General features: G+C 37.5%; 11 protein-coding genes. All 11 read left to right on the top strand.

The features are described from left to right. Positions 1-434: 434 nt before the first annotated feature. The gene (locus FNY10_RS13185; RefSeq protein ID WP_160702763.1) at positions 435-1,874 is read left to right on the top strand and encodes a capsule assembly Wzi family protein; all 1,440 of its coding nucleotides are present in this window, start codon (positions 435-437) and stop codon (positions 1,872-1,874) included. A 133-nt stretch (positions 1,875-2,007) separates the two neighbouring features. Then, a complete protein-coding gene (locus FNY10_RS13180) occupies positions 2,008-3,141 on the top strand; it encodes a polysaccharide export protein (protein ID WP_160702761.1) in 1,134 nt (377 codons plus the stop codon). Positions 3,142-3,146: 5 nt separating this feature from the next. Continuing rightward, positions 3,147-3,581 carry a protein tyrosine phosphatase gene (locus tag FNY10_RS13175; RefSeq protein WP_160702759.1) on the top strand — a complete coding sequence of 145 codons (435 nt, stop codon included), beginning with the start codon at positions 3,147-3,149 and terminating at the stop codon, positions 3,579-3,581. Positions 3,582-3,598: 17 nt separating this feature from the next. Next, positions 3,599-5,758 (top strand): polysaccharide biosynthesis tyrosine autokinase, encoded by a 2,160-nt coding sequence (locus FNY10_RS13170; RefSeq protein ID WP_160702757.1) that lies wholly within the window; start codon positions 3,599-3,601, stop codon positions 5,756-5,758. 114 nt (positions 5,759-5,872) lie between these two features. Further along, positions 5,873-7,300 (top strand): undecaprenyl-phosphate galactose phosphotransferase WbaP, encoded by a 1,428-nt coding sequence (gene wbaP, locus FNY10_RS13165; protein ID WP_160702755.1) that lies wholly within the window; start codon positions 5,873-5,875, stop codon positions 7,298-7,300. Positions 7,301-7,331: 31 nt separating this feature from the next. Then, positions 7,332-8,243 carry a glycosyltransferase gene (locus FNY10_RS13160; RefSeq protein ID WP_160702753.1) on the top strand — a complete coding sequence of 304 codons (912 nt, stop codon included), beginning with the start codon at positions 7,332-7,334 and terminating at the stop codon, positions 8,241-8,243. Positions 8,244-8,434: 191 nt separating this feature from the next. Then, entirely contained in the window at positions 8,435-9,631 is a 1,197-nt protein-coding gene (locus FNY10_RS13155) for a glycosyltransferase (RefSeq protein WP_160702751.1), read from the top strand. After that, positions 9,621-10,295 (top strand): DapH/DapD/GlmU-related protein, encoded by a 675-nt coding sequence (locus tag FNY10_RS27225; protein WP_160702749.1) that lies wholly within the window; start codon positions 9,621-9,623, stop codon positions 10,293-10,295. The genes FNY10_RS13155 and FNY10_RS27225 overlap by 11 nt, the downstream gene beginning before the upstream one ends. An 8-nt stretch (positions 10,296-10,303) precedes the next feature. Continuing rightward, on the top strand, positions 10,304-11,596 hold the full coding sequence (locus tag FNY10_RS13145) for an O-antigen ligase family protein (RefSeq protein ID WP_160702747.1): 1,293 nt from the start codon (positions 10,304-10,306) through the stop codon (positions 11,594-11,596). Continuing rightward, positions 11,593-12,702: a glycosyltransferase gene (locus FNY10_RS13140; protein WP_160702745.1), complete on the top strand. Its 1,110-nt coding sequence runs from the start codon at positions 11,593-11,595 to the stop codon at positions 12,700-12,702. The genes FNY10_RS13145 and FNY10_RS13140 overlap by 4 nt, the downstream gene beginning before the upstream one ends. 61 nt (positions 12,703-12,763) lie before the next feature. Continuing rightward, positions 12,764-14,023 carry an oligosaccharide flippase family protein gene (locus tag FNY10_RS13135; RefSeq protein ID WP_160702743.1) on the top strand — a complete coding sequence of 420 codons (1,260 nt, stop codon included), beginning with the start codon at positions 12,764-12,766 and terminating at the stop codon, positions 14,021-14,023. Positions 14,024-14,057: the final 34 nt, after the last annotated feature.

The following is a 14,057-nucleotide window of genomic DNA, read 5'->3' as shown; positions in this document are numbered from 1 at the left end:
GAGCCAGCTAAAATGTATAAATGAAGTACAGTGCATTGGTAGCTGTTAAGCCAGGGGCGGTAGCGTATCGAAACCGTCAGCCTCAATTCCGCAGTCACCTTCATATGTTCGAAATTCCTAAAACCGGTTGTGACGGATGATTACCCGCCACTGCCGTATATAATCAGCAATATTTCTGACTCAACAGCGTTTTATACCTCTGGCTGACTTGAGATAGCTCATGTTCTCGGTTAAGGAGATAACCGGTGTGGGGACGTTGGCGTGCACTGAACATTTTGAAATCATGAGTGGCTGATGACGTTCTAAGCTACAGGTTATTGCATCATCACTGTCGAACAAACATACTACGACTGGCGTCAGCGTGCGCTCTCTAAACTCATATTCCCCATGACGCGCCTGCTTGCGGAAACGGGGCTAAAAATGGATCTTGTACAATGATGAAAATCGCGCGTCTTGCACTTGCTTTGGGGCTGTTGACATCGATGAGTGCGCAGGTTTATGCCTCTGGTCTGGTTCTCAATGATAACGAACTGCGTAACGATCTCTCCTGGCTTTCTGACAGGGGGGTTATCCAGCTTAGCCTTTCTACCTGGCCCCTGAGTCAGGAAGAGATTACCCGGGCGTTAAAAAAAGCCAAACCCTCCTATTCTTCTGAACAGGTGGTGCTGGCGCGTATCAATCAGCGACTTTCCTCATTAAAGGCTGATTTCCGCGTGAGCGGTTACACCTCAACCGACCAGCCGGGAACCCCGCAGGGCTTCGGACAAGGCCAGCCGGCGGATAATTCGCTGTCGCTGGCCTTTAATAACAGCGGCGACTGGTGGGATGTTCACCTGCAGGGGAATGCTGAAGGCGGCGAGCGCATCAGCAACGGTTCGCGTTTCAATGCCAACGGCGCATACGGCGCGGTGAAGTTCTGGAACCAGTGGCTGTCTTTCGGCCAGATGCCGCAGTGGTGGGGGCCTGGCTATGAAGGGAGCCTGATCCGCGGGGATGCGATGCGGCCGTTGACCGGCTTCCTGATGCAGCGGGCTGAGCAGGCGGCGCCGGAAACCTGGTGGCTACGCTGGATTGGTCCCTGGCAGTATCAGATCTCCGCCAGTCAGATGAATCAGTACACCGCGGTACCCCATACTAAGATTATCGGCGGTCGGTTGACCTTCACCCCGTTCCAGTCTCTGGAACTGGGCGCTTCACGGATTATGCAGTGGGGCGGGGAAGGGCGCCCGCAATCGCTGAGTAATTTCTGGGATGGTTTTACCGGGAAAGACAATACCACGGCAAACGATCAGAATGAGCCTGGCAACCAGCTGGCAGGGTTTGACTTTAAGCTGAAACTAGAACCGACTCTCGGCTTGCCAGTGAGCTTATATGGCCAGATGATTGGTGAGGATGAATCAGGTTTCTTGCCTTCTGCGAATATGTACCTTGGTGGTGTGGAAGGACACCATGGCTGGGGGAAAGATGCGATTAACTGGTATGTAGAAGCACATGATACGCGCTCAAATATGAGTAGAACAAATTATAGTTATAACCACCATATTTATAAAGATGGTTATTATCAGCAGGGTTACCCGCTGGGAGACGCGATGGGGGGAGATGGGCAGCTGTTTGCCGGTAAAGTTGAACTGGTAACTGAAGATAATCAGCGCTGGAGCACTCGTCTGGTCTATGCCAAAGTGAATCCGAAGGATCAATCAATTAATAAGGCATTCCCGCACTCCGACACATTGAAAGGTGTACAGTTGGGGTGGAGCGGGGATGTCTATAAGACCGTTCGTCTGAATACGTCGCTGTGGTATACCAATGCGGACCATAGCGATAGCGATGATGTTGGCGCAAGCGCCGGGATCGAGATCCCATTTAGTTTATAGGCTAGATGCTACAGGAAGTCAGGAGAATGGAGTTTAGCCTACCATTCTCCGCGTGCAGCCAGGCAGGAATAGACTGGTGGACGATATGTAGCTCAGGCATTGGCAAATTTTAGTTTACTGATGATGTGACATTATGAAGAAAAAAATGGTTAGATTTTCGGCATTAGCGTTGGCAATCGGGTTATTAGCGGGTTGTACTATTTTGCCAGGGCAGGGATTGAATAGCCTGCGTAAAAACGTGGTTGAATTACCGGATAGCGATTACGATTTGGATAAGCTGGTTAACGTTTATCCGATGACACCTGGGCTGATCGATCAGCTACGTCCAACTACAGTAATGGCGCAACCTAACCCGCAACTGGATAATCTACTGAAAAGCTATGAATATCGCATCGGCGTCGGCGATGTGCTGATGGTGACCGTATGGGATCACCCAGAGTTGACAACTCCTGCAGGGCAATACCGTAGTGCCAGTGATACGGGGAACTGGGTAAACGCCGACGGTACAATTTTCTATCCTTATATTGGCAAAGTTCAGGTTGCAGGTAAAACTCTTGCACAGGTACGTCAAGAAATTGCAAGCCGTTTAACAACTTATATTGAAAGCCCGCAAGTGGATATCAGCGTTGCTGCATTTCGTTCACAAAAAGCCTATGTTACAGGCGAAGTGATGAAATCTGGTCAACAGCCGATTACTAATATTCCACTGACTGTTATGGATGCAATCAATGCCGCTGGTGGGCTTGCACCGGATGCCGACTGGCGAAATGTTGTATTAACACATAATGGTAAGGATACTCAAATATCCTTGTATGCATTAATGCAGAAAGGAGATTTGAGCCAGAACCATTTGCTGTATCCCGGTGATATTCTGTTTGTTCCACGTAATGACGACCTGAAAGTCTTCGTAATGGGAGAAGTCGGGAAACAAAGCACGATGAAAATGGATCGCAGTGGTATGACTTTAGCTGAAGCTATTGGTAATGCTGAAGGGATGTCACAAGCGATGAGCGATGCAACTGGTGTGTTTGTCATTCGTCAATTGAAAAATGATAAACAAGGTAAAATTGCCAATATCTATCAGCTTAACGCGCAAGATGCTTCAGCAATGGTCTTAGGTACCGAATTCCAATTGCAGCCTTATGATATTGTCTATGTAACAGCTACGCCATTGGTTCGCTGGAACAGAGTTATATCTCAATTAGTTCCAACTATTAATGGTGTGCACGATATAACAGAAACGGCGAAATTTGTACGGACTTGGTGATAATTATGTTTGATTCAATTCTTGTCGTTTGTACAGGTAATATATGTCGTTCTCCCATCGGAGAGCGATTTTTACAGCGTGAATTACCCTATAAAAAAATAGATTCAGCAGGAACCGGTGCTCTAATAGATTGCGATGCCGATAGCTCTGCAATCAAAATAGCAATGCTACATGGAATATCGATGGAAGGGCATAAGGGAAGGCAGTTCACGTCTGAGCTGGGCAGACAGTATGATCTGATTCTTGCCATGGAAAAATCTCATATTGAGCAGATTAGTCGTATTTCTCCTGAGGCAAGAGGGAAAACAATGCTGTTTGGTCAATGGATAGGGAAAAGAGATATACCTGATCCTTATCATAAAAGTGAAGAAGCATTCGCTTCTGTCTATGACTTAATTGAGCAGGCCGGCAAATGTTGGGTTAAGAAGCTCGGTGCATAATAATCAGGAATGAATGCATGTTAGTAAATAAGAAAACCGCAGAAAAAGATTCTGATGAGATTGATTTGGGGCGTTTAGTTGGTGAGTTAATAGATCATCGTAAACTAATTGTATCTGTTACGGCATTATTTACACTTTTTGCACTTGTTTATGCATTATTTGCGACTCCAATTTATCAAGCAGATGCAATGATCCAAGTCGAAGAGAAACAGGCGAATTCTATTTTAAGCAATTTGAGCCAAATGTTGCCTGACAGTCAACCACAATCAGCACCTGAAATTGCGCTGCTGCAGTCTCGAATGATATTAGGCAAAACAGTGGAGGATCTAAATCTTCAGACAAAAGTAGTACAGAGTCATTTTCCATTAGTTGGTGCTGGGTGGGCAAGATTAAGCGGAGAAAAAGAGAGTACAATCTCGGTATCGAGATTTTATATCACAGAAATCGAAGGTAATGATGCTAAGGCCAAGATTAAAATCATCGATAGTTCGAATTATATATTGTATGGAAATGGCTTTGAATTGAAGGGGCATGTTGGTGAGTTAGTAAACGAACATGGTATTTCAATCAAAGTTGATAATATATCCGCGCCAACAGGTACTGTATTCGATATTTATTCAGTTACTAAGTTGGATGCTATCACTGAACTCCAAAAAGTGTTTTCTGTATCAGATCAAGGGAAAGATACTGGAATGCTAAACTTAACGGTTACGGGAGACGATCCGACACTAATAAAAAATATACTTGACAGTATTAGTGGAAATTATCTTGCACAAAATATCGCACGTCAGGCTGCTCAAGATCAAAAGAGTTTAGAGTTTCTAAATCAACAACTTCCAAAGGTTAGAGAAGAGTTAGATAAGGCGGAAGATAAATTAAATACATACAGACGACAGAATGACTCTGTGGATTTGTCTTTAGAGGCGAAGTCAGTCTTAGATCAGATAGTTAATGTAGATAATCAGTTAAATGAATTGACGTTTCGCGAGTCTGAAATATCTCAGCTTTATACAAAAGAGCACCCAACTTATAAAGCCTTGATGGAAAAAAGAAAAACATTACAAGATGAGAAAACAAAGTTAAATAAACGAGTTTCAAGTATGCCTGAAACTCAGCAAGAGATATTGAGATATAGTAGAGATGTAGAATCAGGACGTGCAGTTTATATGCAATTACTGAATCGTCAACAAGAGTTGAGTATTTCAAAATCTAGCGCTATTGGGAATGTTCGTATTATTGATAATGCCGTTACATTACCGGAACCTGTTAAGCCTAAAAAGGTTGTTATCGTAATAATTGGTATTGTACTCGGTGGAATATTTTCTATTAGCTTAGTGCTACTTCGAGTTTTTTTACGTCGTGGAATAGAGAGTCCTGAACAACTTGAAGAGATAGGTATAAACGTTTACGCTAGCATACCAGTTGCTGAGACGCTTTCGCAAAAATCAATGCAGAAAAAGGGTTGGAAAAGAAAATCGAATGATGAGGCTCAAGGATTTCTTGCAGTTGAAAACCCGGCCGATATCGCGATTGAGGCAATTAGGGGCCTAAGAACTAGCTTGCATTTTGCAATGATGGAAGCTAGGAATAATGTACTGATGATTTCAGGCGCCAGCCCAAACGCGGGTAAAACGTTTGTCAGTACAAACCTAGCAACAATAATTGCGCAAACTGGTAAAAAAGTCCTTTTGATTGATACTGATATGAGAAAAGGATACACGCATAAATTATTTAATGTATCAAATGAGAATGGCCTGTCAGATTTTTTATCTGGGAAGATTGATATCGAAAAATCTGTAAAAAAAGTACAAATGATAGGTTTCGATTTTATTTCAAGAGGTATGGTCCCCCCAAATCCTGCTGAACTCCTGATGCACCGCCGGTTTGGTGAGCTAATAACATGGGCCAGTCAACACTATGATATTGTTATAATAGACACACCTCCAATCCTAGCAGTCACTGACGCTGCAGTTATCGGGCATTATGCAGGTACGACATTGCTTGTTGCGCGTTTCGAACAAAATACAGTTAAAGAATTAGAAGTGAGTGTTAAACGTTTTGAACAAAGTGGAGTATTAGTCAAAGGCTGTATTTTGAATGGGATAGTTAAGAAAGCTAGCAGTTATTATGGATACGGATATAGCCACTATGGATATTCATATAGTGATGATAAATAATTAGCTATCTAGCCCTAACCGAGGCGTAATTCGCCTCGGTTGCTACAAGAGTCTTGATATTGACTACCCAGCATATTAATTATTCAAATGCCCTACAATCGATGAGAGGGAATTATGACGCTATTCGGCAGGAATATTCTTGTCAGTCTTGCATTAGCATTATCTGATTTTGTAAGTTTCACAATATCTATTTATCTGGCAATGGGGTTGCTAGAGTTAATAACAAATAATTATACGAATGTAGTTCAAGAAAATCATCTAGATGGATGGATTGCACTACATTGGTTGTTAGGAATGTGTTGTGTTGCTTGGTATTCAATGAGATTACGTCATTACTTTTACCGTAAAACATTTTGGTTTGAATTAAAAGAAATACTGCGTACGTTAGTTATTTTTGCAATTATTGAAATTGCAGTCATGGCATTCACTACGTGGTCATTTCCACGCTTGTTATGGGTATTGACTTGGTTTTTTGTATTACTCCTTGTGCCTGTTATGAGAATGAGTACGAAAAGATTTCTTGATTATTTTAATTTATGGCAGCGTGATACATGGATTATCGGTAGTGGTGTTAATGCACTCGAAGCATATAAAGCAATCAGCAGTGAGCGTAATCTTGGGTTAGTTATTGTTGGTTTTATTAATAGTGAAGAGGAATTCAACTCAAGAGAGAGTATATATGGGATTCCTGTATTAGAAAATGACCTTAATTGGTTAGCAACAAAAGATAAAAAGACGCAATTCATTGTGGCAGTAGAATCACATCAAAGCGAAATTAGGAATACATGGCTACGTAACTTTATGATAAAGGGATATCGCTATGTTTCAGTAATTCCAACATTACGCGGGATGCCATTAGATAGTACTGATATGTCTTTCATCTTTAGCCATGAGGTAATGATATTTCGTGTACAACAAAATCTGGCTAAATGGTCATCGAGGGTTCTTAAGCGACTATTTGATATTATAGGCTCATTGGCCATTATTATAGTTCTTTCCCCTGCATTAATTTATATTAGTCGAAAAGTGAAAAAAGACGGTGGTCCTGCTATTTATGGGCATGAGCGCATAGGAAAGGATGGACAGTCATTTAAATGTTTGAAGTTCCGTTCCATGGTTATTAATTCAAAAGAAGTATTGGCTGAATTATTAGAAAATGATCCTGCAGCAAAAGAAGAGTGGGATGCAACTTTCAAATTAAAAAATGATCCGCGTATTACTAAGATTGGAGGATTTCTCCGTAGGACTAGTCTTGATGAGTTACCGCAGTTATTTAACGTACTTCGCGGAGAAATGAGTCTGGTGGGGCCTCGACCAATTATTACAGCAGAACTAGAGCGTTATAATGATGAGGTGGATTATTATTTACTGAGTAAACCAGGGATGACTGGCTTATGGCAGGTAAGCGGGCGGAGTGACGTAGATTATGAGACTAGGGTATATTTAGACGCTTGGTATGTTAAAAATTGGTCTATGTGGAACGACATAGCTATTTTATTCAAGACCATCGGTGTTGTGTTAAAAAAAGATGGGGCATATTGAGTAAGCAAGAATTAATGGAAATAAGGATGCTATGAAATTTTTTATTGCTATACCTACTTATAACGGTGGGGAAATTTGGAAGGAAGCAGCTTGTAATATTCAGAAATATACACCTGAAAATACTCTGGTATATATTATTGATTCAAGTAGTAAAGATCAAACTGTGAATATAGCAAAAAATTCAGGTTTTGGTGTTGAAATCATTTCCAGCGCTGATTTCAATCATGGAGGTACACGAAATCTAGCTGTTAGCAACAATGTAGATAACAATGATATTGTTATATTCTTAACTCAAGACGCAATACCTGAACCGGAGTTCGTTAAAAAAATAATCAGTGTATTTGATGATCCATCAATTGCTTGCGCTTGGGGGCGTCAATTACCTCACTCGAATGCAAACCCTATTGCCCAACATGCAAGGTATTTTAATTATCCGCAAGAAAGCCATACATGTGGGTACGAGGATAGTACTGTGTTGGGTTTGAAAACAGTATTCATGTCTAATTCATTCTCTGCATATAGGATTAGTGTTTTTCAAGAGTTAGGGGGGTTTCCGTCTAACACAATTTTATGCGAAGATATGTATTTTACGGCCAAAGCCGTTCTTGCTGGCTATAAAGTAGCATATGTAGCTGATGCGGTCGTTCGCCATTCGCATAACTATCTGCCGCAAGAGGAGTTTAAGCGATATTTTGATATTGGAGTTTTTCACTCTGAGCAGCCTTGGATACGAGAAAAATTTGGTGGCGCCGGTGGTGAAGGAAAAAAATTTATAATTTCAGAATTCCGTTACCTTCTAAGAAAGGGAATATTATATATTCCTTTGGCTCTGCTCAATAATGTAATGAAGATAACAGGGTATAAACTAGGTCAGCAGTATAAACATCTTCCAAAGAGTCTAGTAAAAATCTGCAGCATGCATAAGCGATTCTGGAAAAACTAAGTTCATTTTAATATTTTATTGGTGATTTTTATAAAGTGCCATTGTAAGATATTGTGAATATTACCATGGGCTTATGGTTTAATTAGGAGGGTAATGTCATTAGCTTTAAGGTAAAGTATAAAGTCAAGGAATAAATCTTAAAATATAATGTTTTTTTATTTACTAGCAAGAGTTATTTCTAGGGGAGAGTTATGATAAGAAAAATAGCAATATATAATCTGAATACATATCCAGAAATGTCGGGAGGAAGTGAGCGCTCATGTCTGGAGCTAGCGAAGGAGTTGATCTCCTTGGGCGAAGACGTCAGAGTTGTAACATTAAATCCGTTTAAAAAAGGATCCGAAAAGATACAATATAATGGTGTTGATATATATAAGATTCCATTATTAAATGTTTATTGGCCGACTGATAAAACAAAGAAGAGTGTTTTAAAAAAAATAATATGGAACACTTTTGATATCGCCAACCTACCGATGTGTATAATGCTTGCTGTATTTTTAAAAAAACAAGGGGTTAACATTGTACACACTAATAATATAAAGGGTGTTTCCCCGTTAGTATTTCCAATCCTAAAACTATTTGGTTTTAAAATTGTCCATACAACAAGGGATTATTATTTGTTGGATAATGAGTCTTGGTATAGGGATATTTATTCTGAGCATAACACAAAAATACTGAAAATAAAAAGATGCTTAAAGAATATTTTTTCTAAATCTGTTGATTGTGTCATATATAATAGTGAGTACATGCGTAGTTATCACCAAACTTGTGGTTTTTTTAACGACACAAAAAATAAAGTTATATATAATGGGTTTGATCCTAATACTTACAGAAAAACTGCGCTTAGCTCAGAAATAAAAACACTAAAGGTGTTTGGGTTTATAGGTAGAGCAGCGAAAGAAAAAGGGTTAGACCTTCTGATTGACGGTTTTTTGAAATTTGGGAATAGTGATTATCAATTGCTAATTGCGGGATCTACTTTGGATGACTTTTTGGAGATATATCCTGATTACAAGAATTTAATTGAGCAAAGAACAGATATACATTTCATCGGTTATACTGAAAACATTGATTTCTTTAATCAAGTTGATTGTGTTGTTGTTCCCTCAAGATATAATGAACCCTTTGGGCGCGTAGCGATGGAATCTATTTTTATGGGGAAAAGTGTCATTGTATCTGACCGTGGAGGCCTTCCCGAACAGATTGTTCCTGGTGTAGTGGGAACTGTATGTAGTGACAATGATTATTTCTCATCAATGAAAAGCATAATTCAGTTGCATAATACTAAGTTAGTTAGTAATGCACGTGTGGATTTAAATAAATTCACTATCAATTATTCAACACATGCATACTTAGAGACCTATAAAGAGGTACTTAATGAGCTTTAATAAAATAAAAAATAAGCTACGAGCTAATGAGTTAAATTTTTTCGATTACCTCATATATCTTACTCGAAGAGGTATTACTCCTCTGATGCGTGGGTTATGTCTTAGCGTCTATCAGTTAAATAAAGTAAAATTTCCTTTTTTTAGAGGAAAAGGAACTAGAATTATTCATTCTAACCATCTTGTCACTGGTCAGTTTTGTTATATTGGTGATTTTTCATATATCAACTGTTTAAGTAAGCATGGAGTTAAGTTAGGTGACCGAGTAACAATCAGAGAGTATGCATGGCTACAAATTACAAGCGATACAAATAATTTAGGTGAAGGTATCGTTATAGGTAACGAAACTTATATTGGTCCAAGATGTAATCTTGGAGCTGCTGCCTTTCTAAGAATAGGTGAAAAATGTCAGATCGGAGCAGGTGTTAGTTTCATTGCTGAGAATCATAGCTTTAGTGCAGATTCATCTATTTTTGAACAAGGCGTTACTCGCAAAGGTATTACTGTTGGAAATGATTGTTGGATTGGGAATAATGTTATTATATTAGATGGAGTAAATATAGGTGATGGTGTTGTTATAGGTGCTGGCGCTGTTGTAACAAAGGATATTCCGGATAATTCAGTAGCTGTCGGAAATCCTGCAAGAATCCTAAAAGAGAGGCATTGAGGTGCCTTATGTACAAAAAATTCTTGATCTTTATTTTTGTCTATACCATTTTTGGTTTTAAGTTATCACTATTAGGTCGTAGCGGTGATGAGCAGGGAGGAGGTATATTATCCTCCATCAGAATTGATGATATAATGATCATGCTCTTCGTTTTAATATACTTATTAAAAGGTAAGTCAGGAAGTATATTCTTAAGTAAAAAACCAGTTCTTTTCTTTCTGTTATATTTTCTCGTATCAACAATATCAACAGTCTATAACTCCATTTTTGGAGAGGTTGATTTCTTATCCAGCATATTATTTACGATACGTCCGTTGGAGTATTATATATATATAGCTTTGGGTTATGAATTAGCTAAGCTAAAATTCTCCCCAGATTTAACGCTAAGAATATATGTAGTATATTGTCTCATTCTGATTGGCGGCCAAACTCTCGGTATTATCGGTGGTGTAAGTAATTTTTCTTTTAATAGAGCAATTGCAAATACTGGAGGGCCATGGGAACTTGCTGCTGTAGCTGCGTTTTTAATGTCATATTTTGTTATGACAAAAAATGCCACCTTCAGTGCTCTCTCATCATTTATGCTTTTACTTACACAATCACGCATAACCCTTGTTGGTGCAGTGTTGGTTTTAATATTTGGTAATATGGCAAGTGTCGCTAAAATTATCAGAAAAAAAATTGTGATTTTTTGTATCTGCATATTATCAATTTCATCTTTAATATACGTTGCATATACATCAACTATATCAGAGCAAAACAGTGCTACATCAGCTAGTGGTGTAACTGCTCGATTTGAAACATTTGGTAGTAATGATACTCTAAGTACCTTAGATGATATCTTTACAAATACGAAAGCTGCAAATAATAGACAGGACTATTTTAATAAAACATATGGTGAAGGTTTAAATGATATCATTACGAGTTCTGGTGATGGTGATACTAGTGCCTTCATAAGGTTTACACGATGGGTCACATTGGTGAAGACAACTAGTAGTAATTTAGTCACATTATTAATCGGGCTTGGACCATCTTATGCAGGTAAGGCAGTTGATGGGAACTATGTTCGTATATTTGTTGAAACCGGTATTTTCGGGCTTCTCTCGTATTTTATTTTCCTTATATCGTGCCTACGAAATATAAAGCAAAAACTATTAATTAATTATGTTTTAATCTTGGCGGTTACGGCCTTATTTATTGATATATTTGTCACTTTCAAGGCTATGTTTTTTTTCTGGTTCTTCTATGGCTACTATATATATAGTCAGCAAGAAATTAAAATTAAAGGGGTTGTATCGTGAAAGTTGCATTTCTGACTAGGGTTGATGCATTTGATAAAAATGGTGGAGATACTTATCAAATTCAAATGTATAAAAAATATTTTGAAAAAAATGGTCATGAAGCATTAATTGTTACAGATTTATCAATACCAGATAGTTGTGATTATTATATATTGGTTAATATGGATAGACCCCTTGAACTCATTGCGTATTATAAAAAGTTGGAGGGTTTAGACAGGATGAATAAAACTTTATTTTTAAGTATTCATCATTCATACAAAGCAATCGATTATTTTGAAAGTAAAGTAAGAAGCGGAAAGCTTGGTATGGTTTTTAAAATGATATCATCATTCCATCGTCGTGAAAAAATAAAAAATATAGCAAGATCACTTAAATATAAAAATTTATTCATACCAAGTGTTCTTCAAACTTCGCTAGATTATAAACAAAAAATAAAAGAAATTATATGCAATGTTCGTAGTATTATTTTGATTGCTGAGGGTGAAAAGAACACAATTGAATTTGATTATGACACAACAGTAAGTGATAGCTTTATAGTTAAAAATGGTGTTGATCTAACAATAATATCTGAACTGGATTATAAAAAAGAAAGAGATATTGATGTGTTAGTCTGCGGAAGAATTGAGTCTAGAAAAAATACTTTAGCTATTGCCGAGCATTTTAAAAATACTAAGTACAAAATTACTTTTGTAGGTGCTATTAATAATAATGATAAAGAATACGGTGAGCGGTTTACGAATTTAATAGAGTCATGTGAAAATATGACCTACTTAGGGCGAGTAGACCCAGGAAAAATGCCAGGAATATATTTACGCAGTAAAATTCATTTGTCGGCGAGTTGGTTTGAGGTTGCATCTCTTGTCGACTTGGAAGCATATGCTTATGGATGCCATGTAATTTCATCTATTCACGGGCATACAGATGGTTATCTCGGAAATAGAGCAATATACTTAGATCCTAATAAATTAAATGATATTACTTCTATTATTGATAATTTAAAAGCGAAAGAATGTGATTTAATTGCACAACATACTTTTATCTCTAGTTACTTCTCTTGGGAGAAAGCATATGAGTCACTTTACTCCTCACTAAATAAAATGGACTAATAGAGCAAGTATTCATTCTTCAATAAGTCTGATGTTTAATTTAATTCTTAATAGGATGACAATGAAAAACCGTAGTGTCATTAATGCATTGTGGATGATGTCAGAAAAGCTTGTTACACTATTCGGTCTGTTTTTTGTTACTTCGTTTGTCGCTAAGTATATAGGCCCTTATCGATTTGGTCAGCTTGCTCTTGCTATTGCTATTTTTCAAGTAGTCCAGGTTGTAGCACAAATGGGATGTGATAATATAATTTTTAAACGTGTTTCGCAAAAAACACTATCTGGAATTAAATTAATATATTCGACTTTTTTTGTGCGCGGATGTATATATGTGACATTATCGTCACTTGTATTATTGTATTTTTTTCCTAAAGCTGATTCCATTAATTTGATTTTTTTTGCTTCTGTTTGTATTGCTTGTTTTTTTACTTCCATGGATGTTTTTGTTATATATAATGATGCTACTCTTAATTCTAAATTTAATACAATAGCTAATGTTATAGGTTTAGTTGCCGGTTTGGTATTACGTTATATTGTTGCTTACTTTGAAATGCCTATATATTATTTGGCGCTACCAATTGTATTGACCACGTTGATTCCATTTATAATTAGGTTGTATTATGCTCCATCAATACCATTAATAAAATTACATGATAAGGTTCGATATAATAAATATCTGATTCACACAGGGATTCCCTTAGTTATATCAACGGTTTCTATGACTATTTATTCTAGGATAAATCAATTTTCATTATCGTATTTTAAAGGAAGCTATGATCTTGGTATATATTCGGTTGCTCTGACGCTTGGTACTGCATGGGTTTTCATAGGAAATGCACTTGCGATTTCTTTTTTATCAAAAATCTATGCTGAAAAAGATGATGATGTTGCCTTGAATAAAGCATCTGGTTTATCAGCATGTGTATTTATTGTGCTTTTGACTTTTCCATTTTTTTTCTATTTTTTCGGTAAAAGCATTATTCAAATTTTGTATGGTGTAAAATATTTGCAAGCATATAACTTGCTTATTATCTTATGTATATCGACCGTAATAACATCTTTGGGTTTTGTGTCAAATAGATATATCGTCAAGATGTCAGGGTATAGATATCTATCCAAGAAGACTGTTATAATTTTAATCTTTAGCATTCCAATTTCAACACTAATGGTTTACTTTTTTGGTATGAATGGCGCTGCTTATAGTGTTTTAATTATTGAGTTGTTATCTTTGACTATTATGAATTATTTTTTTCGAGAAAGAGTTATTTTAAAGATGCATATAGGGGCATTTAATCTTAAAAATATTAAAAAAATGAGATGATTTATTCCCTGCCAGCTTTTTATCACAACACTAT

It is taken from the genome of Klebsiella sp. Lac1 (genome assembly GCF_009825425.1).
GTDB lineage: Bacteria > Pseudomonadota > Gammaproteobacteria > Enterobacterales > Enterobacteriaceae > Klebsiella > Klebsiella electrica.
The sequence above is the reverse complement of the archived record's forward strand: the minus strand, read 5'-3'. Positions and strand labels throughout refer to the sequence as shown.

What these genes read in the sequence shown, in the direction of transcription:
- FNY10_RS13185 (WP_160702763.1), top strand. Translation starts at nt 435, where the DNA reads ATGATGAAAATCGCGCGTCTTGCACTTGCTTTGGGGCTGTTGACATCG.
- FNY10_RS13180 (WP_160702761.1), top strand. Translation starts at nt 2,008, where the DNA reads ATGAAGAAAAAAATGGTTAGATTTTCGGCATTAGCGTTGGCAATCGGG.
- FNY10_RS13175 (WP_160702759.1), top strand. Translation starts at nt 3,147, where the DNA reads ATGTTTGATTCAATTCTTGTCGTTTGTACAGGTAATATATGTCGTTCT.
- FNY10_RS13170 (WP_160702757.1), top strand. Translation starts at nt 3,599, where the DNA reads ATGTTAGTAAATAAGAAAACCGCAGAAAAAGATTCTGATGAGATTGAT.
- wbaP (WP_160702755.1), top strand. Translation starts at nt 5,873, where the DNA reads ATGACGCTATTCGGCAGGAATATTCTTGTCAGTCTTGCATTAGCATTA.
- FNY10_RS13160 (WP_160702753.1), top strand. Translation starts at nt 7,332, where the DNA reads ATGAAATTTTTTATTGCTATACCTACTTATAACGGTGGGGAAATTTGG.
- FNY10_RS13155 (WP_160702751.1), top strand. Translation starts at nt 8,435, where the DNA reads ATGATAAGAAAAATAGCAATATATAATCTGAATACATATCCAGAAATG.
- FNY10_RS27225 (WP_160702749.1), top strand. Translation starts at nt 9,621, where the DNA reads ATGAGCTTTAATAAAATAAAAAATAAGCTACGAGCTAATGAGTTAAAT.
- FNY10_RS13145 (WP_160702747.1), top strand. Translation starts at nt 10,304, where the DNA reads ATGTACAAAAAATTCTTGATCTTTATTTTTGTCTATACCATTTTTGGT.
- FNY10_RS13135 (WP_160702743.1), top strand. Translation starts at nt 12,764, where the DNA reads ATGAAAAACCGTAGTGTCATTAATGCATTGTGGATGATGTCAGAAAAG.